Here is a 25946-nt window from a genome sequence, read left to right as displayed (position 1 = left end):
CGTGCGCCTGGGCGTCCTGGACATCGGCTCGAACACCGTCCATCTGCTGAGCGTGGACGCCCACCCGGGGGCTCGGCCCGAGCCCTTCGCGGACCACAAGCGCTCCCTGCCGCTGATCCGCCACCTGGACGCCTCCGGGGCCATCGACCCGGCCGGGCAGGACGCGCTCGTGGAGTTCATCGCCGAGGCTGTGGCCTTCGCGGAGCGGCACCGGGCCGAGGACATGATCTCCTTCTGCACCTCCGCCATCCGCGAGGCAGCCAACGGCCCCGAGGTGCTGGCCCGGGTGGAGGCCGAGACCGGCGTGCACCTCGTGGAGCTCACGGGGGAGCAGGAGTCCGCCATGACGTACTTCGCGGTGCGCCGCTGGCACGGCTGGGGGGTGGGCTCAATCCTCAACTTCGACATCGGCGGCGGCTCCTTCGAGATCGCCTACGGGGCGGACGAGCTCCCCAGCCACGCAGTGTCCCTGCCCTTCGGGGCGGGCCGGCTCACCAAGGACTGGCTCCCGGACGACCCGCCCGGCCCGAAGTCCGTGAAGAAGCTGCGCAAGCACATCCTGCGGGGCATGGAGGAGGCGTTCGCCGCCTTCCCCGCCGTGGAGTCGCCCGTGGTGGTCACCGGGACGTCCAAGACCTTCCGCTCCCTCGGCCGTCTCACCGGGGCGGCCCCCTCCGCGGCGGGCCCGTTCGTGCCCCGCCTGCTGCGGGCCGACGACCTCCACCTGTGGGTGAATCGCCTCGCCGCGATGCCCGCAGGTGAGCGCGCCGCCCTGCCCGGCGTCTCCGACACGCGTGCGGCGCAGGTGTTCGCCGGCGCCCTCGTGGCCCTGGCCGCGATGCGGGCCTTCGGCGTCGTGCAGCTGCAGATCTGCCCGTGGGCCCTGCGCGAGGGCCTGATCCTGAACCGCCTGGACGCGCTCATGCTCCAGGGGCACCTGCCCGAGGGTGTCCGCCCGGGGGTGGGCGCGGTCGACCTGAACACGGACAGCCTGCTGCCCGGACTCGCCCTGGGGGTGCGCTGAGATGAACCGCAATGAGGACGCCGAGCTGATCTCGGGGGCCGGAGCCCACGCCTGGGCCCCGGACGAGCCCGGACTGGAGCCGCCGCTGGTCTCCACCGCCCACCTGACCCCCGAACTGCGCAGAGGCGCGCAGATCCCCGTGACCCTGTCCTCCTCCTCCGTGTTCCCGCTGGGCACCCAGGATGTGTTCGCCGCCGCCCAGGATCTCGGCTACGACGGCGTGGAGGTGATGGTCACCCACAACGCGTGGAGCCAGGACCCGGCCCGGCTGCGCCTGCTCTCGGAGCGGCACGGGGTGCCGATCGACTCGATCCACGCACCCACCCTGCTGTTCACCCAGCAGGTGTGGGGCTCGGCATGGACGAAGATCCGCCGCTCCGTGGACCTCGCCCTCGCCGTGGGGGCGCCCACCGTGGTGGCCCACCCGCCGTTCCGGTGGCAGGGCAGCTACGCTTCCGGGTTCGCCCGCGGCATCGCGGAGATCATGGCGGAGACGGGCGTGGTGATCGCCGTGGAGAACATGTACCCGTGGCGAGCCTACGGCCGGGAGGCCACCATGTACCTGCCGCACTGGGACCCGGTGCCGGAGCCCTATGAGCACGTCACCTGGGACTTCTCCCATGCGGCGATCGCCCGGGAGGACTCCCTGGCGAACGTGCGCGGACTGGGGCGCCGGCTGCGCCACGTGCACCTGACCGACGGCGTGGACGGCACCAAGGACGCCCACCTGGTCCCGGGGGAGGGCACACAGAACGTGGCCGAGTCCCTGCAGTATCTGGGCCGGGAGGGCCTGGCCGGCAGCGTGTGCGTGGAGGTCGGCACCCGCGGCGTGAAGTACGCCGGTCAGCGCGAGGAGATGCTCGCGGCCTCGCTCGCGTTCGCCCGCGAGCACCTGCGGGCCCCGGCCCCGGACGACGACGCCGCCCGCTGAGTACGTGCGCGGCGGCACCTCTTCGACAGAAAGGAACACCGAGATGGCACAGACCCCTCGTGTGGCGATCGTGGGCCTCGGGACGATGACCGGGGCCATCCTGACCGGGGCCCTGGAGACCGGGGCGGTGACGGCCGACGCTGTGACCGCGACGACCCGCTCGGCCGCCTCGGCCCGGCAGAAGGCGCAGCGGCACGGCGTGCGCGTGCTGTCCTCGGAGGAGGACGCCGGGGCGAACGCGGCCGCGGTGCGCGGGGCCGACGTCGTGCTCCTCGGGGTGAAGCCCAAGGACCTGGTGGCCGCGGCCCGTGGGATCGCCGGGGACCTCTCCCCGGAGGCGGTGGTCGTCTCCGTGGCCGCCGGCGTGCGGGCCCGCACCCTGGCCGCCGTGCTGCCGGAGGGCCAGCCGCTGGTGCGGACCATGCCGAACACGCCGCTGACGGTCGGCTCGGGCGTGGTGGGCCTGGCCCCCACGGACACCGTCTCGGAGCCGCAGCGGGAGCTCGTGGAGTCGCTCTTCTCCGGGTCGGGGCTGGTGGTGCCGGTGACGGAGGAGCAGCTGCCCGCCGTCGTCGCCGCCGCCGGCTCCGCCCCCGCCTACGTGTTCCTGTTGGCCGAGGCGATCGCCGCCCACGCCGTGGAGCTGGGCCTGCCGCAGGAGGCGGCCGAGGCGATGGCCGCGGCCACCGTGAAGGGCGCCGGGCTCATGCTGGAGGCCGGGGGGCAGAGTGCAGAGCAGCTGCGCAGGGCCGTGATGAGCCCGAACGGCACCACCGAGCGGGCGATCACCGCGTTCCAGGACGGCGGTTTCGAGGCGCTCGTGGCCCGCGCCATGGACGCCGCCGCCGCGCGGGACGTGGAGATGGGGGAGGAGTTCGCCGGCTGAGGCTCAGGGCCGGGCCGCGAACCGGTCGATCAGGTCCGTGTGCCCGGAGACGATCAGCGTGTCCCGGGGGCCCACGCGCGTGCCCGGCTGGGCGTAGGTGAAGTCCTCGCCGGGGGTCTTCACCCCCACGATCGTCACCCCGTACTTCGCCCGCACGTCCGACTCGGCCAGCGTGTAGCCCACGGTCTCGGTGGGCGGGTACATCTTCACGATCGCGAAGTCGTCGTCGAACTCGATGAAGTCCAGCATGCGCCCGTTCACCAGGTGCGCGGCCCGCACGCCGGCGTCGTGCTCGGGGAAGATCACGTGCTGCGCGCCGATCCGTCGCAGGATGGTGCCGTGGGCGTCGGAGATCGCCTTCACCCAGATGTGCGGGATCTCCAGGTCCACGAGGTTCACGGTGATCAGCACCGAGGCCTCGATGGAGGTCCCCACCCCGACGACGGCCATGGAGAAGTCCTGTGCGCCCAGCTGACGCAGGGCCTCCGGGTCCGTGGCGTCCGCCTCCACCACGTGGGTGAGGGTCGGGGCGAAGCGCTGCACGAGCACCGGGTCCCGCTCGATCGCGAGGACCTCGCGGCCCTGGGCCACCAGCTCCTCCGCGGTGGCCGCCCCGAACCGGCCGAGGCCGATCACGAGCACGGGCGCGTTCGGGTCCGGGCGCTGCTGGTCAGCCAAGGATCGGCCTCTCGACGGGGTAGCGGTAGAGCACGCGGCGCTGGCGCAGGGCCAGGGCGGCGGCGAACGTGATCGTACCAACGCGGCCGGCGAACATCAGGGCCGTGAGCAGGTACTTCCCGGCCGGCGGGGCGGCCTCGGAGACCCCCACGGACAGCCCGCACGTGGCGAACGCGGAGATCACCTCGAACAGGGGCCGCTGCAGGGACTCGCCCGTGATGGTCACCAGTGCCAGGGTCGCCACGAGCACGAGCGTGGCCCCGAGCGCGAGCACGGAGATGGCCACGCGCAGGGTCTCCGAAGCGATGGTCCGGCCGTGCGCGGTGACCTCCCTGTCTCCGCGGGCCTCGGCCACGATGGCCAGGAACATGACGGCTAGCGTGGTCACCTTGATGCCGCCGGCGGTGGAGGCCGAGCCGCCGCCCACGAACATCAGGGCGTCCATGAGCAGCAGGGAGGCCGGGGTGTGCTCGGCCGTGGGGTCGATCGCGAACCCGCCCGAACGGGTCATCACGGAGCCGAACAGGGACCGCCACCACCCCTCCCAAAGGGTGCTGCCCCCGTGGGTGGCGGGGTTGGTGTACTCGAAGCACATCAGCAGCACCGCGCCCACCACCAGCAGCAGCACGGTGACCTCCACGGTCAGCTTCGTGTGCAGGTTCCACTGCCGGAACCGCCAGCCGCGGTCCAGCACCACCTTCACCACGGGGAAGCCCAGCGCCCCGGCGAACACGCCGACGGCGATCACCGTGAGCACCACAGGGTCGTCCTGGACGTCCGCGAGCCCGCCCGGGTGCAGGGAGAACCCGGCGTTGTTGAAGGCGCTCACCGAGTAGAACACGCCCTCCCACAGGCCCACAGCCCATGAGCCGGAGTCCGCGGCGAAGCGGGGCACGAGCACGACGGCGAGCAGCGCCTCGCAGGTCAGCACGGTCACCAGCACCACGCGCAGCAGGCGGGCCACCTCGCCCATGTTGCCGGTGGTCATGCCGGCCTCCTGGGTGGCCAGCTTGGAGCGCAGGCCCAGGCGCCGGGACACGGCGAGCATGAGCAGGGAGGCCATCGAGAGGATGCCCAGGCCGCCGATCTGGATGGCCACCATGATGATCACCTGACCGGCCCAGGACCAGTGGGTGGCCGTGTTCACGGTGGTCAGCCCGGTCACGGAGAACGCGGAGACCGCCGTGAACATGGCGTCGTGCAGGGGGGTGGCCCGACCGTCGGCGGCGGCCGCCGGCAGGGTCAGCAGGAAGGTGAACAGCAGCGCCCCGAGGGCGAATGCGGACAGTGCTGCCCGTGCAGGGGAGCCGGCCATGAGTGTTCTGCCCGCGCGGAGCACCCGGGTGAGGGGCGGGCGGTCGGCGTGCTGCGCCGTCGGGCGTCGGTGGGAGACGACGGCCCGGCGGCCGTCCACGAGGGGCCGCCGGGAGCCGCGGCGGCGCGGGTGCGAGGGCATGCGGGGCTCCTTCGGGCCGGGGTGAGGAGGGGAGGAGAGAGAGGAAGCGGTCCGGGCCGGATGCGACAGGCCGCGCCTCAGTATCCCCCGGGAGGGGCCATGCCCTGCGCGGCGCGGGAGCGTCCACGATGGTGCCGGGCCGTGGGGCAGGCCTACCCTGAGGTGTGACCTCTACCACTCCTCGCCCCTCCGGCCCCGCCCCTGCCGCGGTGGTGTGGGACGAGAGCCTGCTCGCCTACCGCTTCAGCCCACACCACCCCATGGCCCCCCTGCGCCTGGATCTGACGCACCGGCTCTGCCTCGAGCTCGGCCTGCTGGACGGCACGGACGTGCGGCTGATCCACCCGGAGATCGCCGACGACGACCAGCTCGCCCTCGCCCACGACCGCGACTACATCGCCGCCGTACGCGCCGCCTCATGCGCGGCCGCCGTCGAGGACGCCCCCCACGGTCTCGGCACCGAGGACTGCCCCACCTTCCCCGACCTGCACGCCTCCGCCGCCCGGATCGTCGGCGGCACCCTCGCCGCCGCGGAGGCCGTGTGGACCGGGCAGGCGAGCCGCGCCGTGAACGTCGCCGGTGGCATGCACCACGCCGCGCACGCGGCGGCCTCGGGCTTCTGCATCTACAACGACGCCGCCGTCGCCATCGCCCGCCTGCTCGAGCTCGGCGCCGAGCGGGTCGCCTACGTGGACGTGGACGCCCACCACGGCGACGGCACCCAGACGATCTTCTACGACGACCCCCGGGTGCTCACCGTCTCCCTGCACGAGACCGGCATCAGCCTGTTCCCCGGCACCGGCTTCGCCAACGAGCGCGGCGGCCCCGGGGCCGAGGGCACCGCCGTGAACGTCTCCCTGCCCCCGGGCACCGGCGACGCCGGCTTCCTGCGGGCCGTGCACGCGGTGGTGCCGCAGCTGCTGCAGGCCTTCGCCCCAGACGCCCTGGTCACCCAGCACGGTTGCGATTCCCACCGGGAGGACCCCCTCGCGGACCTGCGCCTGTCCGTGGACGCCCAACGGCAGCTGGCCCTCGACCTCTCCGACTGGGCGGACTGCCACGCCCACGGCCGGTGGATCGCCCTGGGCGGGGGCGGGTACAACCTGCGCCGCGTGGTGCCGCGCGCCTGGGCGCACCTGGTGGCCGCCGTCCTGCACCGGCCCGTCCCGTTGGACACCCCGGTGCCCGAACCCTGGCGCCGGCATGTGCTGGCCCTGCGCGAGGAGGACCTCACCGGGGACATGTCCGTGTTCGACGGCGATCCGGAGGACCGGGTGCCGCGCAGCATGGGCGACGACGCCGACCTCTGGTGGCGCTCCTGGGAGGTGGGCTACGACCCGGCCGACCCGGTGGACCAGTCGGTGATGGCCACCCGCCGGGAGATCTTCCCCCTGCACGGGCTGGACCCCTGGTTCGACTGAGCTGTCGCCCCGGTTCGACGCCGACCCGGCCGGGCCGGTAGTGTGGCCGGGAACGTTTTCATGCGTTCCACACCCGGTGGAATGCGGGTCGGCGTGTCCGGAGACCCGGACGCCCGCGGTCCCCACACGCCGCCGACCCTCACCCCGATGCAAGGAGTCCCCATGGGTTCTGTGATCAAGAAGCGCCGCAAGCGCATGGCGAAGAAGAAGCACCGCAAGCTGCTTCGGAAGACCCGCCACCAGCGTCGCAACAAGAAGTGACGCCCGCGCCCTGAGCGCGTTCCACGAGGCCGCGTCCCCCTTCCGGGGGCGCGGCCTCGTCGTGTCTGCAGACACCCTGCGGAGGCCTGCGGCCGCAGGGGCGCGTGCCCGGCCACAGGGCGTGCCGCCGTCGGGACGCCTACGCTGAGAGCATGCTTCCCGCCCCGCCGCCGTCCTCCGCCCGCGTCCAGCTGCTGGTCAGCCCCGGCTGCCACCTCTGCGTGGAGGCCGAGGCCGCCGTCGCCGAGGTCTGCCGGCCCCGGGGCGTGGCCTGGGAGGTGGTCGACGGCGGCGCGCACCCGGCACTGCTGCAGACCTTCGCCGAGGAGGTCCCGGTGCTGTTCGTCGACGGCGTCCAGCGGGACTTCTGGCGGGTGGACCGGGCCCGACTGGCCCGCCTGCTGGACACCACGGTCTGAACCGGGCCCTCCCCGGGGCGGACCCGGCAGGCGAGGGTGAGCGTCGCGAAGGTCAGCGGCGCGAGGCGCGCTCCCAGGCCTTCAGGCGCAGGTACTCGGTGGCGTCCTTGCGGTAGGCCACAGCGATGCCCGCCACCCCCAGGCCGATCCACAGCACGTCGAAGGGCGAGAAGGAGCCTGCAGCGAGGGCGAACACGAACAGCAGCAGGGACAGGGCCGCGAACACGGTGCCGATGATGCGGGCGGCCCGCGAGCCGGCACGCAGCCGCCAGGCCACCAGCAGGTACACCACGAGGGCGAGCACGCCGAGCGTGATCATCACGCCGGGCATGACCGACACCAGGGTGTCCTCGAGCTGACGGGCCTGCATCGGGGTGAGCCCGCTCTGGGGCTCCGAGGCGGCGAACTCCTCGCGCAGCGCCTCCCGGCCCGCGTCCGTGCCCATCATGACGCCGCTGATCACCGTGCTCAGCATGGTCAGGATGCCGGCCGCGACGATCAGCCAGAACGCCGTGGTGATCGAGGCCGGACGCTGCACCGTGCCCAGGGGCTGCTGGCCGGGCCACTGCTGCTGCGGGGCCTGCCCGGACCACTGCTGCGGAGCCTGCGGGCCGCCCCACTGCTGGCCGGGGACGGGCTGTCCCTGCCCGTAGGACGGGGCATGGGGGGCCTGGCCGTAGGGAGCCTGGCCGTACGGGTTCTGCCCGTACGGGTCCTGGCCATAGGGGTTCTGGCCGTAGGGGGCCTGGGCCGCCGCGTCGGGGGCCTGCCCCGCGGCGGAGGACCCCGCCGGGGAGGGGCCCTGCGGGGCCTGGCCGTAGGGGTCGTGCTGCGGGGTGCCTGTCATGCGTGTGCCTCCTCGATGCGGTGCGTCCGGCACCACGGTACCCGCGCACCCGCACGCTCGGTCCTCACACCTGACAGACTGGACCCATGCAGACCCACGCCACGGTGCACCTCGTCCGCCACGGAGAAGTCCACAACCCGGGCCGCGTCCTCTACGGCCGCCTGGACGGCTTCGGCCTGTCCGAGCTGGGCCACCGCATGGCCGACGGCGTCGCCGACTGGTTCCGCACCCGCGCCGAGGCACAGGGCCGGGTGCCGGCCGTCGTCGCCGCCTCCCCGCTGCTGCGCGCCCAGCAGACCGCCGCCCCCATCGCCGCCGCGCTCGACCGCCCCCTCGGCACCGAGCCGGGGATCATCGAGTCCGAGAACCGCTTCGAGGGCATGTCCGGGGTCGCCGCCCGCCTGCGCCGCGACCCGCGCCTGTGGCCGCTGCTGCGCAACCCGATGCGCCCCTCCTGGGGGGAGCCCTACCGGGCACAGGCCGCCCGGGTGCTGCAGGTGGTGGACCGGGTGCGCGAGGAGGCTGTGGCCGCCCAGGGCCCCGGCGCTGAGGCCGTGCTCGTCTCCCACCAGCTGCCGATCTGGGTCACCCGGCTCGCCGTCGAGGGCCGGCCCCTCTGGCACGACCCGCGCCGCCGCGAGTGTTCTCTGACCTCCGTCACCTCCCTCGTGTTCGAGCCGGGCCGCCCCGCACCGCGCGTCGAGTACCACGAGCCCAACAGGGCCCTGCTCAAGGACGCCTCCTCCCTGCCCGGGGCCTGAGCGGCCCACGACGCCGGCCCCGCCCCGGACCAAACCGCCGCCCAGGGTTCCGCCAGGCGGGGACCGGCCCCGTAGACTCGGCAGGTCCGAAGGACCCGTCCCCTGGAGATCCCTCCCATGTCCGTCCCGCACCGTCCCACCCGCCGCACCCTCGTGTCCGGGCTCTCGGGCCTCGCCCTGGCCCCCCTGCTGGCGGCCTGCTCCGGCGGGGACGACTCCCTGGCACGCCAGGCGGGCAACGCCGGCGGCAAGAACTACATCGCCGGAGACGGCTCCGTCATGGAGATCGCCCGCGAGGACCGCGGCGAGCCCGTGGAGTTCTCCTCCACCCTGTTCGACGGCACCCCCGTGAGCGGCCAGTCCCTGCGCGGTGCCCCCGCCCTGCTGAACTTCTGGTACGCCGCCTGCGCCCCCTGCCGGGTGGAGGCCCCCCACCTGGTGGCCCTCCACGAGCAGTTCCATCCCCAGGGCGTGCAGTTCCTCGGCGTGAACGTCCGGGACACCGCCACCACCGCCCAGGCCTTCGAACGCACCTTCGGCATCCCGTACCCGTCCGTGGAGGACGTGCGTGGTGACGTGCTGCTGAGCATGACCGACTACGTCCCCCCGCAGGCCGTCCCCTCCACCCTCGTGCTCGACGCCGAGGGGCGGGTCTCCGCCCGCGTGCTCGGTGCCGTCGAGGAGGGCACCCTGCGCGCCCTGCTCACCACGGTCGTCGCCGAGACGCAGGCCTGACCGGGGCACGGATGCAGGACAACCCCTTCGCGCAGATCGCCCTCGACGGCTCCCTGCTGCTGGCCGCCCCCATCGCCCTGCTCGCCGGCCTGCTCTCCTTCCTCTCGCCCTGCGTGCTGCCCCTCGTGCCCGGCTACCTCGGGTACGTCTCCGGCCTCGGCGGCGCCGCCCTGCAGACCCGCCGGAACGGGAGGGTCGTGCTCGGGGCCGTGCTGTTCGTGCTCGGCTTCACCGCCGTGTTCGTGCTCATGAACGTGCTCTTCGCCGGCCTCGCCTTCCGCCTGCTGCGAGACCTCGCCTGGATCACCCAGCTGCTCGGCGTCCTCGTGATCCTCATGGGTGTGGTGTTCATGGGCGGGCTGCCGGGCCTGCAGACCGAACGGAAGGTGCACCTGCGCCCGGCCGCCGGGCTCGCCGGAGCCCCCGTGCTCGGGGTGACCTTCGGCCTGGGCTGGGCGCCGTGCATCGGCCCCACCCTCGCAGCCGTGTTCGCGCTGTCCTACACGCCCGACGCCGGCGCCGTGGCCCGTGCCGCCCTGCTGGCCCTGGTCTACTGCCTCGGCCTGGGCCTGCCGTTCGTGCTCATCTCCCTCGGCGTGGAACGCGGCATGCGTGCACTCGGCGTGTTCCGCCGCCACCGTCGCACCGTCATGGTGGCCGGTGGTGCGGTGCTCATCCTCCTGGGCCTCGTGATGCTCACCGGGCTCTGGACCGAATGGATGGTGCGCCTGCAGACCTGGTTCCAGAACGAATGGGTGATGCCCCTGTGAGCCCCTCCTCCCCCCGCGCGCCACGGCGCGCCGCCCGCACCCGGGACCGCGACGACGTCGTCCTGCCCGCCCTCGGCCTCGCCGGCACAGCCCGTTGGGTCTGGGCCCAGATCACCAGCATGCGCACCGCGCTCATGCTCCTGCTGCTGCTGGCCGTGGCCGCCGTGCCCGGCTCGCTCGTGCCGCAACGCCGGGCCGGGCCCGAGATCGTGGACCGCTGGATCCAGGACACCCCCTTCTGGGGCCCCGTGCTGGACGCCCTGCAGTTCTTCGACGTCTACACCTCGGTGTGGTTCTCCGCGATCTACCTGCTGCTGTTCGTCTCCCTCGTCGGCTGTGTGCTGCCTCGCGCCCTCGCGCATGCCCGCGCCCTGCGCCGGCCCCCGGCCCGCACCCCGCGGAACCTGGGACGCCTGCCCGAGTCCGGCGTCGTCGTCCTGGAGGAGGGCGGGCCGTCCCCCGAGGAGGCCGTGGCCCAGGCCCAGCGCTGGCTTCGCCGCCGCCGCTACCGGGTCCAGCTCCGCCCCGAGGGCGACGGCGCCGCCTCCGTGGGCGCCGAACGCGGCTACCTGCGGGAGATCGGCAACATCCTGTTCCACTTCTCCCTGATCGGGGTGCTGGCGTTCATGGCCTACGGCGGCATGGCGAAGTACTCGGGGCAGAAGATCATCGTGGAGGGGGAGGGGTTCGCCAACAACCTCGTGGCCTACGACTCCTTCACCCCCGGCACCCGGTTCGACCCCGACACCCTCCAGCCCTTCTCCCTCACGCTCACCTCCTTCGAGGCCGTGTTCGAGCGGCAGTCCGAGACCCACTGGGGCCTGCCCCTGGACTACACCGCCGTGATGCAGGTGCAGGACGGCCCCGGCGCCACCGCCCGCGAGGAGATCCTCAAGGTGAACCATCCGCTCACCGTGGACGGGGTGCGCGTATACCTGGTGGGCAACGGCTACGCCCCCGTGGTCACGGTGCGCGACGGCAACGGGGACATCGCCTTCCAGGGGCCCGTGGTCACCCGCGTACAGGACCAGGACTTCAACTCCCTGGCCGTGCTCAAGGTGCCTGACGCCCGCCCCGACCAGCTCGGGTTCGTGGGGCAGTTCATGCCCGCCGCCGCCGACCCACAGGGAACCGGCGTGCAGGTCTCCGTGGACCCGGAGCTGCTGAACCCCACACTGATCCTCAACTCCTACTACGGTGACCTCGGCCTGGACCGCGGGATGCCGCAGAACGTGTACGTGCTGGACACCGAGCCCCTCACCGAACTGAACTCCCGGCGCAGCGCCGACGGCGGCATCACCCTCACCCCCGGGCAGACCCACCAGCTGCCCCAGGGCAAGGGGTCCATCAGCTTCGACGGCGTCCGCCGGTACGTGGGCCTGGACATCCACTACGACCCCGGCAAGTGGGGGGTGGGACTGTTCGCCCTCCTGGCGCTGCTGGGCCTGGCGATCAGCCTGTTCACCCGCCGCCGCCGCGTGTGGGTCCGCGCCCGCCACGGCGAGGACGGACGCACCCGTGTGGAGTACGCCCTGCTCGCCCGCGGCGAGGAATTCGGCCTCCGAGAGGAGCACGTGGCCCTGCGCGAGGCCATGGAACGGATGTGGCCGGTGGTCGCACCCGACGGCGACGACGACGACACGACCCCCCGATCAGGAGACTGACTGTGTTCAACCCCACGGCCCCCGTGAACGAGCAGCTGGGCGAGTACAGCTACCTGTTCATGTTCATTGCCGCCCTCGTGTATGCGGGCGCGTTCATCCTCTTCGCGGTCGACATGGCCACCTCGTCCGCGACCATCCGCCGCATCGAGGCTGAAGCGGCCGCCGAGGCCGCCAGCGAGGCTGCCACCGAGGCGGGTACGGCCGGCGTCGTGCCCGGTGCGGCCGGCGTCGTGCCCGGGGAGGGCGGTGCCCCCGGCGACGCCCTCGTGGACGAGGACATGGACTACACCGGCTCGGGCCGGCGCCCGGTGGCCGGGGTGGCCGTGGCCGTCCTCGCTCTCGGCTGGGCGATGCACGCCTTCGCCGTGGGCGCGCGGGCGTGGGCGACCTCCCGGGTGCCGTGGGGCAACCTGTACGAGTTCATGACCACCGGCGCGCTGGTGATCGTGACCGTGTACCTGGGGTTCCTGCTCCGCAAGGACCTGCGGTTCGTGGGCACCTTCGTGTCCGGGCTGGTGGTGGCCATGATGTGTGCGGCCACCATGGGATTCCCGACGCCGGTGGGTCACCTGCAGCCGCCGCTGCAGTCGCCGTGGCTGGTGATCCACGTGTCCATCGCCGTGCTGGCCACGGCCCTGTTCACGCTCACCGCCGCGATGTCCCTGCTGCAGCTGCTGCAGGACCGGGCCGAGCGGCGTGCCGCGGTGGGGGAGCGGACGTGGAGTTTCCTGCGCCTGGTGCCCTCGGCGCGGGCGCTGGAGAACTGGTCCTACCGGATCAATGCGATCGCGTTCGTGATGTGGACGTTCACGGTGATCGCCGGCGCGATCTGGGCCGAGGCCGCCTGGAGCCGGTACTGGAACTGGGACACCAAGGAGGTCTGGTCCTTCGTGATCTGGGTGGTGTATGCGGCCTACCTGCACGCCCGCGCCACCCGCGGGTGGACCGGCTCGCGCGCGGCCTGGCTGAGCATCATCGGCTGGGCCTGCATCGTGTTCAACTACACGATCGTGAACAAGTACTTCCCCGGCCTGCACTCCTACGCCGGCCTGCCCAGCTGAGGGCCTGAGGGGGAGGGACGGAGGCGGGAGGCGGAGGCGGAGGCGGTTCTGCCCGGGGCCTCCCTCCTCGTTCCCCAGCGGGCCGGCGACATTCCAGCGGGCGGGCGACATTCCAGCAGTCCAGCCCCCAGCTCCGGCACCCGCCTCCCACTTCTCAGCGCGCCGGCGACATTCCAGCGGCTCTGACACGCTGGAATGTCGCCGGACGGCTGGAAACCGGTCGGGGCGGCCAGGGGGCGGAGGAAACCGGTCGGGGCAGCCAGGGTCGGATGAGAGGGCGCCGGGGAGCCCACGGGTCAGCGGGCCTCCCCGTCCTCCTCGCCCCGGCCGTTCCCGTTCCCCCGGTCATCCGCCTCGTCCCGGCCGTCCGCGTCCCCCTCACGACGACGGCGGCGCAGTTCCTCCTCGCGCGCGTCCAGGGAACGCTCGCGCCGGTCGAGCTCCTTCGCCCGTTCGGCCTGATGCCGCTGGGCCCGCAGGGTGCGCAGGAAGGCCTCGTCGTCGTCGGGGGTCATCGGACGCGGAGCCGGACGGGCGGTGCCACGCCCATCCCGGCCCGCACGACCGCGCAGCAGCCACAGCACCGGACCGACCGCCGGCAGCAGCACGATCACGGCGATCCACGCCGGCTTGCGGAGGCCGCGCACCCGCTCGGACGGGGTGAGCAGCGCCTCGAAGAGCGCGAAGAGCGTGACACCGATGAGCACCACGACGGCGAGGAGGATGAGGCGAGGCATGCCCGCCAGTCTAGGAGGCCGAGCTCGGCCCCACCCCTAGACTGACGGAATGCGCCTCTTCCTGTACGGCCTCGTGCGTGTGGTCCTGTTCATCGCCCTCTGGGCCCTGTGCTATGCGGTGCTGGGCCTGCCGATGCTGTTCGCGGTCGCGGTGGCGGCGATCCTTACCTTCGCGGTGAGCTACCTCTTCCTCACCGGCCTGCGCCTGGGTGCGTCCCAGGACCTGCAGAACGCGTGGGAGGGGCGCCCCGGCCGGCGCGGCCGCATCGAGCAGTCCGACGCTGACGCCGAGGACGCCTACACCGCCGGGCGCTTCCCCGACGCCGGCCCTCGCCCCTGACCCTCCCCACGTCACGCCGGCGCCCCTCACACGCAGCACCCGCACCGTGCCGGGCCGCACGTCGCCGGGGCGCCCGACGACGGCCCCCACCGTGCCGTCGTCGTCAGAGCACGCAGCCCAGGGCGAAGGCGAGGGCGTAGACCGTCCCGACCACGCCCGTCGCCTTGAGCACGGGGATCAGGGCGCGGCGTTCGCGGGCCCGCAGCACCGTCCGGCAGGGGGCGACGGCGAGGGCGCCGGCGGTAAGCACGAGCCACAGCCACGGGTGTGCACCGGTGAAGGGCAGCGGCAGCAGCACGGCCACCGCGAGCATGCCCACGTAGGATGCGCGGGCCGGGCCGTCGCCCAGACGCGCGGCGAGGGTCATCTTGCCCACCTGCCGGTCCGTGGGGATGTCCCGGATGTTGTTGGCCATCAGCAGGGCCGTGGAGATCAGCCCGCAGCCCACGGCGCCGGCCCAGGCGAGGGCGTTCACCGTGCCGGCCTGCGTGTAGGTGGTGCCGAGCACCGCCACGAGCCCGAAGAACACGAACACGAACACCTCGCCGAGCCCCAGGTACCCGTAGGGCTTCGAGCCGCCGGTGTAGTACCAGGCGGCGAGCACGGCGGCCACGCCCACGAGCAGCAGCCACCACTGCCCGGACAGGGCCACGAGGGCCAGTCCGGCGAGCGCGGCGACGCCGAAGCACGAGAACGCGGCGTGCTTGACGGTCCTCGCGGGCACGAGGCGGGAGGCGGTGAGGCGGAAGGGGCCAACGCGGTCGTCGTCGGTGCCGCGGATGCCGTCGGAGTAGTCGTTGGCGTAGTTCACGCCCACCTGCAGGGCGAGGGACACCACGAGCGCCAGCAGGGCGCGGCCGAGGTGGAACGCGCCGAGGGTGTGGGCGGCGGCTGAGCCGACGACCACCGGTGCCACGGCCATCGGGAGGGTGCGCAGGCGGGCGGCGGCGACCCACTGGGAGAGTGTGGCGGCCATGGTCGGGGGACCTCCTGGGGTGGAGCGGGGTGGGTGACGGGGTGTCGGCCCGTCGGTTCGTCGTGGGGCCGGGGCAGCCGGAGGGGCGATGCGGCGCGCCATCGGGTGGTCGGCCGCGCACGACGACGGCCCATTCTCGCATCGTGCGCGGCTCAGGAGAGCATGGCGTGCAGGCGCTGCCGGTCGGTCTTGCCCTGGGGCAGCAGGGGCAGGGCGTCCAGCACCCGCCAGCGCCGGGGCACCGCGGCCGGGCCCAGCGCCTCGCGCACGACGCCGGCCACGCGCCGCCGCTGCGCCTCGCCCCACGCGACGGGGTCCGCGGGCACCACGGCGGCGGCCACCGCCTGGCCCCACTCCGGGTCCGGGACCCCCAGGACGGCGGCCTCCGCGACGGCATCGTCCGCCTCGATCACCGCCTGCACCGCCGCCGCGGAGACCTTCACCCCGCCGGTGTTCACCACGTCGTCCACCCGTCCGGTCACGGCGACCTGCTGGGTGCCGCCCGGCAGGGACAGCACGGTGCCGGTGTCCTCGGTCAGGTACCAGCGGGCCGAGCCCTCACCGGTCGAGGCCCCATCACCCGAGCCCCCCGGCCCCCCGAAGTGCGCCACGGTGCGCACCGGGTCGTCCAGGTAGCCGGCGGCGACCATCGGCCCACTCAACCGCAGCCGGGCCGGGGCGTCCGGGTCCGCCGGGTCCGCCACGAGGTCGGCGCGCACCCCGGGCAGGGGGACGCCGTCGTACACGCACCCCCCGCACGTCTCGGACATCCCGTAGGTGGCCGTCACCGGCACCCCGGCCGCCTCCGCCCGCTCGCGCAGGCGAGGGTCCAGCCGGGCCCCGCCGACGAGCACATGGTCGAACCCAGCCAGAGCACGCAGCCCGGCCCGGCCGGCGTTGGGGGCCAGGAGGCGGGCCAGCTGGGTGGGCACGAGCGAGACGATCCGTGCACCGGCGTTGGGGGCGTGCAGCCGCCCGGCGGCCTCCGCGAACCCCTCCGCCGTGAAGCGCCCCGGCGGCAGGGCCACCGGCACCGTGCCGGCCTGCACCGACCGCGAGAGCACCGCCAGCCCGGCCACATACCCCAGCCCCAGCGCCAGTAGCCACGTGCCCTCCCCGCCGAGCCGCCGCGCCGTCGCCCGTGCCGACGCCGTCAGCGCAGCCCCGGTCAGCACAGTCTGCTTGGGTGTGCCCGTGGACCCGGAGGTCCGCACCACCGCGACGGCGTCCGGGTGCCCGCCACGGGCGGCGTCCCGGGCCTCGGGGCGGGGCAGCGCCTGCCCGTCAGCCGTGAGCTCGACCGGCGGGCCGGAGCCCTCGAAGGCCGCGGCGAGGGCGTCGCGGGCACGGAGCAGGGCGGCGGGGGAGACGGGCATGCCGGGAGTCTAGTGACCGGTGCACGAACGCCCGTGCCGCCCCTGCAGGGCAGGAGCGGCACGGGCGGACGGGCTCGGTCGAGCCGGGGGCTCAGCTGGAGGGGCTCAGCCGGAAGGGCCTCAGCCGACGAGGAAGGGCACCAGGGCGATCTTGATGACCATCATGCTGGCGAACAGCTGCGCGTAGCCCTCGGTCACACGGGAGTCGTGCGTGCGGGACATCGCGAAGGACAGGATCGCCGGCTGGCCGGTGATGCCGGCCATGGCGCCGTAGGTGCGCGGAGCGGACTGCCCCAGCAGGCGGGCGGAGAGCACCAGCAGACCGGCGGTCACCACGGTGAAGATCGCACCCATGATGATCGAGGACACACCGACCGGAGTCAGCACCGTCGACACGAACGCCGGGCCGGAGATCAGGCCCACGACGCCCAGGAACACCATCAGGCCGAACTGGCGCAGGGTCAGGTTGATCTCGGTGGACAGCTCCCACACGGTGCGGCCGGTGCGGCCGATCGCCCCGAGGATCAGGCCCATCACCAGGGCACCAGCGGCCGAGCCGAGGGAGAAGGAGGCGCCGCCGGGCAGCGGGATGGTGACCATGCCCAGCAGGTAGCCGGAGGCCATGCCCAGGCCCAGGGAGACCCAGTCGAGGTCGGAGACGCCACGGCTGGAGTTGCCGAAGTAGTTGCGCAGGGCGGCCATGCGGTCGGCCGGGGCCACGAGCAGCACTCGGTCGCCGACCTTCAGCTGGGTCTGGGCGGTGGCCAGGTGCTCGACGTCGTCGCGGCGCACGCGGGCGACCTCCGCGCCGAAGCGGTCCTTCAGGCCCAGATCGCCCAGACGGCGGCCGGCGAGCGAACGGGTGGTGACGATCGCCATCGAGGTCTGCAGGGAGCGCATCACGGTGGCGGGGGTCTTGCCGGTGAGCTCGCCGAAGGTCTTCACAGCGTGGGCCACGTTGGTGTCGGTGCCGTCGAGGACGACCTCATCGCCGGGCTGGATCGTGGTCTCGGGGTCGCCCATCAGGGAGTCCGCGCCGCGCTGGATCGCGACCACACGCACCAGGCCCTCCTGCACGCCGGGCAGGTCGGCCACGCGGATGCTGCGCTCCGCCACGGCGCTGCGGAAGTACAGCTGGCCGGCGGTGGCCGGCTCGGGGTCGCGGGAGCCGGTCCACGGGCGGGAGGCGACCAGCAGGATCATCACGATCGTGCCGATCACGCCGACCAGGTAGGACAGGCCGTAGCCCACGGCGGGGTCGGTGGTGCCGGTGAGCTCACCGGCCAGGGCCATTGCCGGGGTGGCGGTGAGGGAGCCGGACCACACGCCGACGGCGGTCGGAACGTCCAGGTTCAGCAGCTGGGACAGGGGGTGCACCAGCAGGGCGGTGAGGATCACCACGACGGCGGCCGCACCCATGAGCGGGGCGTTGCGGCGCAGATCGCGGAAGAACACCTTGCCTGCGGCCAGACCGATCACGTAGGCGAACAGGGTCAGGCCGAAGTTCTGGAACAGGGCGAGCTGCGGGCCCACGCCCGGCAGCCAGGCGCCCATGAACAGGCCGACGAACAGTGCGCCGGCGGCACCGAAACGCAGGGGGCCGAACGGGATCGCACCGACGGCCGCCCCTGCGGCGATCGTCGCCATGAGGACGAGCAGGGGCTGATTCTGGAGAAGGTCGATTATCACTGGGGACCGTTCACTGAGAGGGGGTGGGTTGGGGGCGGAGCGCCGAGGCGCTCAGAAATAGTAGGGGAAGGGGGACCAGTCGGGATCACGTTTGGCCAGGAACGCGTCCCGTCCTTCGACGGCCTCGTCGGTCATGTAGGCCATGCGCGTGGCCTCCCCGGCGAACACCTGCTGGCCAGCCATGCCGTCGTCGGCCAGGTTGAACGCGAACTTCAGCATCCGCAGCGCCTGGGGTGACTGCGCGTTGATGTCCGCCGCGTACTCCAAGGCGACCTCCTCGAGCCGCTCGTGGTCCACGGCCTCGTTGACGGCGCCCATGGCGACCATCTCCTCGGCCGAGTATTCACGTGCGGTGAAGAAGATCTCCCGGGCACGCTTCTGGCCCACCTGGCGGGCCAGCAGCGCCGAGCCGTAGCCGGCGTCGAAGGAGCCCACCGTGGCGTCCGTCTGCTTGAACTTCCCGTGTTGGCGGGAGGCCAGCGTGAGGTCCGCGACCACGTGCAGGGAGTGTCCGCCGCCGGCGGCCCACCCGTTCACGACGGCGATGATCGCCTTGGGCGAGGTCCGCATCAGGCGCTGGACCTCCAGGATGTGCAGGCGGCCGGCGCGGGCGGGATCGATGGTCTCGGCGGTGTCACCCTGCGCGTAGCGGTAGCCGTCGCGTCCACGGACGCGCTGGTCGCCGCCGGAGCAGAAGGCGTGGCCGCCGTCCCGGGGGGAGGGGCCGTTGCCGGTGAGCAGGACCGTGCCGACGTCCGGGGTCATGCGTGCGTGGTCGAGGGCACGGTAGAGCTCGTCCACCGTGCCGGGACGGAACGCGTTGCGGACCTCGGGGCGGTCGAAGGCGATGCGCACCGTGGGCAGGTCGCGCACCCAGCGGCCCTCGGCGTCGCGCTCGACCTGCCGGTGGTAGGTGATGTCCTCGAGGTCGAAGCCCTCCACGAGGCGCCAGCGCCGCGGGTCGAAGACGTCAGAGACCACGGCCGGAACGGGGTGGCGGTCGGCGTCGGGGGCGGGCGTCGGAACGGTCATGGGCAGAACTCTACTGACCGGTGATTTCGTTCGCGGAAAAGGGTCCTTCGAAGACGCTCCCGTTCGAGATCCGGGAGCTCCCCCGGGCACTCCGGTGGACGAAACGGGTGCTCCTGTCCCGTGTGCCCCCGTATCTCGAACGGAAGCTCCCCTGGATGCCCCCGTTTCTCGAACGGGAGCGTCAGGGGGTCAGGCCATGGGCTCCGTCGCGCCGAGGGCCGTGAGCAGGAACGCGAACTCCCACGCCGTGTCCTCCCAGCCCTGGTACCGGCCGGAGGCGCCGCCGTGGCCGCCGTCCATCTCGGTGCGCAGCAGGATCGGGGCACCGCCCGCGGCCAGGAGCGTCAGCGTCCGCTCACGTGTCGGTCGACGCGTGCCTCGAGCCCGCGGCGCACGAACGCCCACTCGTGGGCGAGGATCGAGTAGACGACGGTGTCCCGCACGTAGCCGTCGCGCAGCGCCTGCTGGCGGAGCACGCCGTCCTGCTTGGCACCGAGCCGCTCGATGGCCGCCCGCGAGGCGAGGTTCATCCAGTCCGTGCGGAACTCCACGGCCACGCAGCCCCACACCTCGAAGGCCTGGGCCAGCAGGAGCAGCTTGGACTCCGGATTGGTGCCGGTGCCCGAGGCCGAGGGCGTGTTCCAGGTGGACCCGATCTCGACGCGCGGCAGCGAGCCGTCGATGTTCATGAACGTCGTCATGCCGATCAGGGCGTCGTCGGCGAGCCGGCGGACGGCGAACGGGACCATCGTCCCGGCCTCCCGGAGGGCCAGCCGCCGGTCGATCTCATCGGCGACTCGGTCCGGCGTGGGGACGGCGGCGAACCAGACGTCCGTGTGGCGCACCTCCGCGGCGGCTGCACGCAGACCGGGCGCGTGCTCATGTCCCAGCGGCTCGAGGCGGACGAGGCGCCCCTCCAGGGTCACGGGTCCGATGGGTGCACGTCTTGCCTCGGGGGTGCTCATGCGCCCATACTAGCGGCGCTCTGTGGGGTCATCGGCCAGAGCCGCAGCCGGCCTTCGTCGAGCGGGGCCACGGGCCTCGAACCAGACAGTACGACCCCTCGAACCAGACAGTACGGCGGGCCGTCGGCCCTGAAAGCAGCCGTACTGTCTGGTTCGACCCTGTCCGGTTCGACGCGACGCCGCCCGCTCAGTCGACGCGCTCGGTCGCCCCCAAAGCCGTGAGCAGGAACGCGTACTCCCACGCCGTGTCCTCCCAGCCCTGGTACCGGCCCGAGGCACCGCCGTGGCCGCCGTCCATCTCGGTGCGCAGCAGGATCGGCGTGCCACCCTCAGCCAGCGGCGCCGTCTGGTCTCCGGTCACGGTCCGGCGCAGCTGCGCCACCCACTTGGCCGGCTCCACGTACAGCACGCGGGTGTCGTTCAGGCTGGTCACCGCGGCGATCGCCGGGTAGTCCACGGCCTGCACGTTCTCATACGGGGTGTAGGCCTTCATCGCGGCGTAGGCCTCGGGGTCCTCGATCGGGTTGCCCCACTCCTCCCACTCCAGCGCGGACAGCGGCAGCTCCGGGTCCAGGATGGAGGTCAGTGCGTCCACGAACGGCACCACGGCCAGGATCGCCCGGTACCGCTGCGGCGCCAGGTTCGCCACGGCGCCCATCAGCAGCCCGCCGGCGGACCCGCCCATCGCCGCGATCCGTGCCGGGTCCACCCAGCCGGAGTCGGCCAGGAACGCCGTCGCGTCCACGAAGTCCGTGAACGAGTGCCGCTTGGCCTGCTTCTTGCCGTCCTCGTACCAGCGCCGGCCCAGCTCGCCGCCGCCGCGCACATGCGCCACCACGTACACCACGCCACGGTCCAGCAGGGACAGCCGGGCCACGGAGAACGCCGGGTCCATGGACATCTCGTAGGAGCCGTACCCGTACACCAGCCCCGGTGCGGTGCCGTCACGGGGCACGTCCCGGCGGCGGATCACGGTCAGCGGGATCCGCACCCGCTCCCCGGTCAGGGAGGACGGCTCCGAGGCCGGCGCCCACCAGCGCTCCACCACGTAGGCGTCCGGGTCGAACCCGGGCACCTCGGTCTGCCGGCGCAGGCGCACCTCGCCGGTGGCGGCCACCACGTCCAGCACACGGGCGGGGGTGATCCAGGAGGTGTAGGTCAGGCGCACGAACGGTGAGGCGTGCGGCGCGGACGCCACCTGGCAGGTGTACAGCTCCTCCTCGAACGCCGGCTCGTTCCAGTCGAGGGTCTCGGGCAGGCCGGTCAGCGGTGCCAGCACCACCCGCGGGGTCGTCTCCCGGCGCACAGACAGCACCGCGTGTGTAGCGGTCACGGTCACCGCGTCCACCTTGACGTCCTCAGCGTGGGCCACCACGGTCCGCCAGGCGGCACGGTCGGCGACGTCGGCCTCCCGGACGAAGGAGAGCATCCCGTTCGGGGCGGGGGTGCCGTCGGCGGCGCGGTCGTGCACGATCAGCAGCGCGCGCTCGCCCTCATGGTCGAAGGGCTCGACGTCGGCCAGCATCCCGGCGGTGCGCGGCACCAGCAGGCGCGGCGCCGGCAGGGGGGCGGCGGCGTCCTCGGGCAGGTCGAGCACCCAGGTCTCGGAGACCTCCGAGTTGCCCACTCCGATCAGCAGCTGGGTGCGGTCCGCGCTCGCGGAGAACCCGGTCCACATGCCCGGGTCGGCCTCCTCGTAGAGGACGGCGTCCTGGGCCGGGTCCGTGCCGAGGGTGTGCACGCGCACCTGGTAGGGGCGCCAGGTCTCGTCCCACACGGTGTAGAGCACGCGGGTGCCAGTGCGGTCGAAGCGCACGTCCGGGGCGATGTCCGGCACGGCGTCCGGCAGGTCCTCGCCGGTGGCGATCCGGCGCACGCGCAGCGTGTAGCGCTCGTCCCCGGTGAGGTCCACGGCGTAGGCGACCAGGGCGCCGTCGGGGCTGATCCCCAGGGACCCGAGGGAGAAGAAGGGATGCCCCTCGGCCTCGGCGTTGCCGTCGAGGACCACCTGCTCGCCGGGCAGGGTCACACCGGGCTCGACGACGGGCGGGGTCCAGTCGGCCTCGGCGTCGCCGGTGTCCTGGGCGGGGACGCGGCAGTGCACCGCGTAGTCCTGGCCCTCGAGGGTGCGCACGAAATACCACCAGCCGTCGCGGCGGGCGGGCACGGACTGGTCGGTCTCCACGGTGTGGGCCTTGATCTCCGCGTAGATGTCTGCGCGGAGCCCGGCCTGGTCTGCGGTGACGGCCTCGGTGTGGGCGTTCTCGGCGTGCAGGTGGGTGATCACCTCCGGGTCCTCCTTGGTCCGGAGCCATTCGAAGTCGTCGGTGAAGGCCTCGCCGTGGTGGGTGCGGGTGACGGGGCGGGCGGCGGCGACAGGCGGGACGGGCGGGGTGGTCTCGGTCATGCCCGTCATCCCATCACACCGCCCGCCCTGCGGGGGAGTCCCGGGTCAGTCGAGTCCGAGGAGCCCGCGGAACACACCCATGCCGAAGAACAGCACGAACGCGGTCGCCACCACCCACATCAGCGGGTGCACCTCGCGGGCGCGGCCCTGGCCGGTGCGGATCACGGCGTAGGCGATCATGCCGGCGCCGATGCCGTTGGCGATCGAGTAGGTGAACGGCATCAGGATGAACGTGAGGAAGGCCGGCAGGGCGGCACCCCAGTCGGTCCAGTCGATGCGCACCACCTGCGAGCACATCATGAACCCGACCACCACGAGGGCCGGGGCCACCGCCTCGAAGGGCACCAGGTGTACCAGCGGGGTCAGGAACATCGCCACGAGGAACAGGCCGCCGGTGACGACGGAGGCCAGGCCGGTGCGCGCGCCCTCGCCGATGCCGGTGCCGGACTCCACGAAGATCTGGTTGGCGGACACGGAGGCGCCGCCGCCGGCGGTCACCGCGAGCGCGTCCACGAGCAGCACGCGGTCCTGGTGGGGGATGGTGCCGTCTTCGCGCATGGTCCCGGCCTCGCGGGCCAGGCCCACCATGGAGCCCATCGCGTCGAAGAACACGGACAGCAGGATGGCGAACACCAGCAGGGCGGCCATGAGCCCGCCGAGGTGCTCGACGGCGCCGGTGAGGGAGACCTGCCCGATCAGCGAGAGGTCCGGGGCGGTCCATTCGGGAAGGGCGGGGGCCACCAGGGACCAGCCCTGCGGGTTGTAGGCGCCGTCGGCGGACACGGAGGGGCCGATGTGGAACATGGCCTCGAGCACGTTCGCCAGCACGGTGGCCACGACGATCCCGATGAGGATGGCCCCGGGCACGCCGCGGATCACGAGGACGGCGGTGAGCAGCAGGCCCACGATGAACACGAGCACGGGCCAGCCGGCCAGTTCGCCGCCGGTGCCCAGGCCCACGGGAACGGTGGTGCCGGCGGCATCCGGCAGACGGCGCACGAACCCCGCGTTGACCAGGCCGATCAGGGCGATGAACAGGCCGATGCCCACCACGATCGCCGTCTTGAGCGCCTCTGGGACGGCGTTGAACACGGCCGTGCGGAAGCCGGTGGCCACGAGCACCACCATCAGCAGGCCGGCGATCACCACGAGTCCCATGACGTCCGGCCAGGTCAGGCCCGGGGTGGTGGCCACGGTGATCGCCACGAACGCGTTGACGCCCAGGCCGGCGGCCAGGGCGAAGGGGTGGCGGGCCCACAGGCCCATCGCGAGGGAGGCCAGCGCTGCCACCAGGGCGGTCGCTGCGGCCACGCGCGGGATGCCCAGCACAGAGCCGCCGGCGTCCGCACCGGAGAGGACCAGGGGGTTGAGCACGATGATGTAGCTCATCGCGAGGAACGTGGCGACGCCGCCGCGGACCTCCCGGCCCACGGTGGAGCCGCGCTCGGTGAGGGAGAAGAAGCGGTCGAGGCGGCCGCCGCCGGCGGCGGGGGCGGCCGGACCGGGCGGGGTGGGGGACACGGTGCGTGAGGACATGCCCCTCAGGGTAGTGAGGCGGGGCCGGATCCCCGGTTCTGTGCGCCCGTGGTGGCGCGCATATGTCGAGGTGCTCGTGTCTGGGTGATGGTGTCTGCCTGCCTGCCTGCCCTGCCTGCCGTGCCCGGCGGGGTCAGTCGGCGGGGTCTGGTGGGAGGACGTGGCCGGCGTCGTGGTCCTCGAAGATCATGAACGTCTGGGTGTCCATGACCGCTGGCAGGGGCTGGATGCGGTCGAAGATCACTCGGCGCAGGTCTGCGTTGTCCCGGGCGCGCACCAGCAGGATCACGTCCACGTTGCCGCCCACGAGGGAGACGTGGTCCACCTCGGGGATGGCCAGCAGGGCGGCCTGCAGTTCACGCCAGTCGTGTTGGCGGAGCTTGAGCATCACGTGGGCGGAGGCGGTGAAGCCGGCGAGCACCGGGTCCACGCGGGCGGAGAACCCGGTGATCACGCCCGCGTCCTGGAGGCGGTTGAGCCGGGAGTAGCAGTGGGCGCGGGAGACGTGCACCCGCTCGGCCAGGGCCGCGACGGACAGGCGGCCGTCCTGGGACAGTTCGCGCACGATCGCGCGGTCGACGGGGTCCAGGGCGTCCTGGCTCATCGGTCCTCCTCGGGGCGGGCGGGGTGTCGGCGGTGCGGCGCGCACCCGGCGCGCACGACCGTCGTCGTGGTGCGGCTCACGCTAGCACTCTGTCCATGCGGGCGGGCCTGTGGTGGCGGAATGTCCGGTAATCCCATCCATAGTGTGACGGAGAGCACGTTGAAGGCACACTGATGCCTACAGATCGAGAGGAGCCACCCATGAGCGAGCCCCGCACGGCCCCGTCTCCCGCAGACGCCGCCGCCGCTGCCGGCATCAGCCTCGAGGACTACCTGCTCCCGGCGCCGGGTCGCATCCAGCTGCTGGCCGAGGACGGCCGCCTGCTCTCCCCGCAGGAGCAGGGCACCGCACCCGGCCACGAGTACCGCCTGCCGGGCGAGGAGGCCCTCCTGGCCGCCTACCGCCACCTCGTGATCGGCCGGCGGGTCAACGACCAGGCCTACGCCCTCGTCCGGCAGGGCCGCATGGCCGTGTACCCCTCCTCCCACGGACAGGAGGCCTCCCAGGTGGCCGCGGCCGCATGCCTGGGGCCGCAGGACTGGCTCTTCCCCACCTACCGGGACACCGTGGCCGTGCTCGCCCGCGGCGTGGACCCGCTGCAGGTGCTCGTCTCCTTCCGGGGCACCTGGCATCAGGGCTACGACCCGGCCGAGCACCGCGTCTCGGTGCAGTCCACACCCCTGACCACCCAGCTGCTGCACGCCGTCGGGCTCGCCAAGGCCGCCCGCCTGCGCGGGGAGGACGTGGTCGCCCTGGCCATGGTCGGCGACGGCGGCACCTCCGAGGGTGACTTCCACGAGGCCCTGAACTTCGCCGCCGTGTTCGGCCTGCCCGTGGTGTTCTTCGTGCAGAACAACAAGTACGCGATCTCGGTGCCGTTCGCGAAGCAGTCCGCCGCCCCCTCCCTGGCACACAAGGGCATGGGCTACGGGGTGCCCGCCGAGCGTGTGGACGGCAACGACCTCGCCGCCCTGCTGGCGGTGCTCGGCCGCGCCGTGGAGCTCTGCCGCGCCGGGCAGGGTCCCTTCCTCGTGGAGGCGGACACCTACCGGATGCAGGCGCACACCAACGCCGACGACGCCACGCGCTACCGCGAGGACGCCGAGGTCCGGCAGTGGCAGGACCGTGACCCGCTGCGCCGCATGCGCGCGCACCTCGAGTCCACCGGCGCGCTCACCGAGGAGCTGACCGAACGCTTCCGGCAGGACGCCGAGGACGTCGCCGCCCGCCTACGCGAGGCCCTGAGCGCCGAGACCGCCCCGGACCCGCTCGAGCTGTTCGACCACGTCTACACCGTGCAGACACCCCAGCTGGCCGCCCAGCGCGCCGAACTGGCCGAGGGGCTGTCCCGATCTGTCCAGGAGGCCTGA

At 73.1% G+C, this 25946-nt stretch carries 25 protein-coding genes; 13 read left to right on the top strand and 12 right to left on the bottom strand.

What is annotated here, in order from left to right:
- Position 1 precedes the first annotated feature (1 nt).
- From SPI96_RS05040 to proC, 3 genes are read left to right on the top strand one after another with little or no spacing between them, the layout of a single operon-like run.
- Positions 2 to 1024, top strand: coding sequence for a Ppx/GppA family phosphatase (locus SPI96_RS05040; RefSeq protein ID WP_321081269.1), 1023 nt, complete (start codon positions 2 to 4; stop codon positions 1022 to 1024).
- A 1-nt stretch (position 1025) separates the two neighbouring features.
- A complete protein-coding gene (locus SPI96_RS05035; RefSeq protein ID WP_321081268.1) occupies positions 1026 to 1955 on the top strand; it encodes a sugar phosphate isomerase/epimerase in 930 nt (309 codons plus the stop codon).
- Between the two features lie 43 nt (positions 1956 to 1998).
- Positions 1999 to 2841, top strand: coding sequence for a pyrroline-5-carboxylate reductase (gene proC / locus SPI96_RS05030; protein ID WP_321081267.1), 843 nt, complete (start codon positions 1999 to 2001; stop codon positions 2839 to 2841).
- 3 nt (positions 2842 to 2844) lie between these two features.
- Here the strand turns inward: proC and SPI96_RS05025 are convergent, their stop codons facing one another.
- Both SPI96_RS05025 and SPI96_RS05020 read right to left on the bottom strand, forming a co-directional pair.
- Positions 2845 to 3519, bottom strand: coding sequence for a TrkA family potassium uptake protein (locus tag SPI96_RS05025; RefSeq protein WP_321081266.1), 675 nt, complete (start codon positions 3517 to 3519; stop codon positions 2845 to 2847).
- The gene (locus SPI96_RS05020; RefSeq protein ID WP_321081279.1) at positions 3512 to 4834 is read right to left on the bottom strand and encodes a TrkH family potassium uptake protein; all 1323 of its coding nucleotides are present in this window, start codon (positions 4832 to 4834) and stop codon (positions 3512 to 3514) included. Before SPI96_RS05020 ends, SPI96_RS05025 begins: the two co-directional genes overlap by 8 nt.
- A gap of 305 nt (positions 4835 to 5139) precedes the next feature.
- Here SPI96_RS05020 and SPI96_RS05015 point away from each other — a divergent pair, with 305 nt between their 5' ends.
- From SPI96_RS05015 to SPI96_RS05005, 3 genes are all read left to right on the top strand, one after another.
- Positions 5140 to 6396: an acetoin utilization protein AcuC gene (locus SPI96_RS05015; protein ID WP_414601909.1), complete on the top strand. Its 1257-nt coding sequence runs from the start codon at positions 5140 to 5142 to the stop codon at positions 6394 to 6396.
- A 162-nt stretch (positions 6397 to 6558) separates the two neighbouring features.
- Entirely contained in the window at positions 6559 to 6657 is a 99-nt protein-coding gene (locus SPI96_RS05010; protein WP_003792170.1) for a 30S ribosomal protein bS22, read from the top strand.
- 152 nt (positions 6658 to 6809) lie between these two features.
- On the top strand, positions 6810 to 7076 hold the full coding sequence (locus SPI96_RS05005) for a glutaredoxin family protein (RefSeq protein WP_321081265.1): 267 nt from the start codon (positions 6810 to 6812) through the stop codon (positions 7074 to 7076).
- A gap of 52 nt (positions 7077 to 7128) precedes the next feature.
- Here SPI96_RS05005 and SPI96_RS05000 read toward each other — a convergent pair whose 3' ends face one another.
- Positions 7129 to 7923, bottom strand: a complete 795-nt coding sequence (locus tag SPI96_RS05000) for a hypothetical protein (protein WP_321081264.1) — start codon at positions 7921 to 7923, stop codon at positions 7129 to 7131.
- 86 nt (positions 7924 to 8009) lie between these two features.
- Between SPI96_RS05000 and SPI96_RS04995 the strand changes: the two genes are divergently transcribed.
- From SPI96_RS04995 to ccsB, 5 genes are all read left to right on the top strand, one after another.
- Positions 8010 to 8684: a histidine phosphatase family protein gene (locus tag SPI96_RS04995; RefSeq protein ID WP_321081263.1), complete on the top strand. Its 675-nt coding sequence runs from the start codon at positions 8010 to 8012 to the stop codon at positions 8682 to 8684.
- Positions 8685 to 8801: 117 nt separating this feature from the next.
- A complete protein-coding gene (locus SPI96_RS04990; RefSeq protein WP_321081262.1) occupies positions 8802 to 9419 on the top strand; it encodes a TlpA disulfide reductase family protein in 618 nt (205 codons plus the stop codon).
- 11 nt (positions 9420 to 9430) lie between these two features.
- Positions 9431 to 10189: a cytochrome c biogenesis CcdA family protein gene (locus SPI96_RS04985; protein ID WP_321081261.1), complete on the top strand. Its 759-nt coding sequence runs from the start codon at positions 9431 to 9433 to the stop codon at positions 10187 to 10189.
- Positions 10171 to 11853: a cytochrome c biogenesis protein ResB gene (locus tag SPI96_RS04980; protein ID WP_414601908.1), complete on the top strand. Its 1683-nt coding sequence runs from the start codon at positions 10171 to 10173 to the stop codon at positions 11851 to 11853. Before SPI96_RS04985 ends, SPI96_RS04980 begins: the two co-directional genes overlap by 19 nt.
- A 2-nt stretch (positions 11854 to 11855) precedes the next feature.
- On the top strand, positions 11856 to 12914 hold the full coding sequence (gene ccsB, locus SPI96_RS04975; protein ID WP_321081259.1) for a c-type cytochrome biogenesis protein CcsB: 1059 nt from the start codon (positions 11856 to 11858) through the stop codon (positions 12912 to 12914).
- Positions 12915 to 13210: 296 nt separating this feature from the next.
- Here the strand turns inward: ccsB and SPI96_RS04970 are convergent, their stop codons facing one another.
- On the bottom strand, positions 13211 to 13651 hold the full coding sequence (locus SPI96_RS04970) for a PLD nuclease N-terminal domain-containing protein (protein WP_321081258.1): 441 nt from the start codon (positions 13649 to 13651) through the stop codon (positions 13211 to 13213).
- Positions 13652 to 13700: 49 nt separating this feature from the next.
- On the opposite strand from SPI96_RS04970, the gene SPI96_RS04965 reads away from it, so the two are divergent.
- Positions 13701 to 13991, top strand: coding sequence for a DUF4229 domain-containing protein (locus tag SPI96_RS04965; protein ID WP_321081257.1), 291 nt, complete (start codon positions 13701 to 13703; stop codon positions 13989 to 13991).
- A 103-nt stretch (positions 13992 to 14094) separates the two neighbouring features.
- On the opposite strand, the gene SPI96_RS04960 is transcribed toward SPI96_RS04965, so the two are convergent.
- From SPI96_RS04960 to SPI96_RS04925, 8 genes are all read right to left on the bottom strand, one after another.
- On the bottom strand, positions 14095 to 14967 hold the full coding sequence (locus tag SPI96_RS04960; protein WP_321081256.1) for a 1,4-dihydroxy-2-naphthoate polyprenyltransferase: 873 nt from the start codon (positions 14965 to 14967) through the stop codon (positions 14095 to 14097).
- Between the two features lie 152 nt (positions 14968 to 15119).
- Positions 15120 to 16343 carry an AMP-binding protein gene (locus SPI96_RS04955; RefSeq protein ID WP_321081255.1) on the bottom strand — a complete coding sequence of 408 codons (1224 nt, stop codon included), beginning with the start codon at positions 16341 to 16343 and terminating at the stop codon, positions 15120 to 15122.
- A gap of 120 nt (positions 16344 to 16463) precedes the next feature.
- Entirely contained in the window at positions 16464 to 18032 is a 1569-nt protein-coding gene (locus SPI96_RS04950) for an aspartate:alanine exchanger family transporter (RefSeq protein ID WP_321081254.1), read from the bottom strand.
- Positions 18033 to 18083: 51 nt separating this feature from the next.
- Positions 18084 to 19064, bottom strand: a complete 981-nt coding sequence (locus SPI96_RS04945) for a 1,4-dihydroxy-2-naphthoyl-CoA synthase (RefSeq protein WP_321081253.1) — start codon at positions 19062 to 19064, stop codon at positions 18084 to 18086.
- Positions 19065 to 19408: 344 nt separating this feature from the next.
- On the bottom strand, positions 19409 to 20029 hold the full coding sequence (locus SPI96_RS04940) for a GNAT family protein (RefSeq protein ID WP_321081252.1): 621 nt from the start codon (positions 20027 to 20029) through the stop codon (positions 19409 to 19411).
- A gap of 187 nt (positions 20030 to 20216) precedes the next feature.
- Positions 20217 to 22436 carry a S9 family peptidase gene (locus tag SPI96_RS04935; RefSeq protein WP_321081251.1) on the bottom strand — a complete coding sequence of 740 codons (2220 nt, stop codon included), beginning with the start codon at positions 22434 to 22436 and terminating at the stop codon, positions 20217 to 20219.
- Positions 22437 to 22481: 45 nt separating this feature from the next.
- Positions 22482 to 23972 carry an NCS2 family permease gene (locus tag SPI96_RS04930; RefSeq protein WP_321081250.1) on the bottom strand — a complete coding sequence of 497 codons (1491 nt, stop codon included), beginning with the start codon at positions 23970 to 23972 and terminating at the stop codon, positions 22482 to 22484.
- 133 nt (positions 23973 to 24105) lie between these two features.
- A complete protein-coding gene (locus SPI96_RS04925; protein WP_321081249.1) occupies positions 24106 to 24576 on the bottom strand; it encodes an Lrp/AsnC family transcriptional regulator in 471 nt (156 codons plus the stop codon).
- Between the two features lie 200 nt (positions 24577 to 24776).
- Between SPI96_RS04925 and SPI96_RS04920 the strand changes: the two genes are divergently transcribed.
- Positions 24777 to 25946 carry a thiamine pyrophosphate-dependent enzyme gene (locus SPI96_RS04920; RefSeq protein ID WP_321081248.1) on the top strand — a complete coding sequence of 390 codons (1170 nt, stop codon included), beginning with the start codon at positions 24777 to 24779 and terminating at the stop codon, positions 25944 to 25946.

It is taken from the genome of Micrococcus sp. (assembly GCF_034179925.1).
In the GTDB taxonomy this organism is placed as follows: Bacteria; Actinomycetota; Actinomycetes; order Actinomycetales; family Micrococcaceae; genus Micrococcus.
Note: the sequence above shows the minus strand (reverse complement) of the source record. Positions and strands in the feature narration are given on the sequence as shown.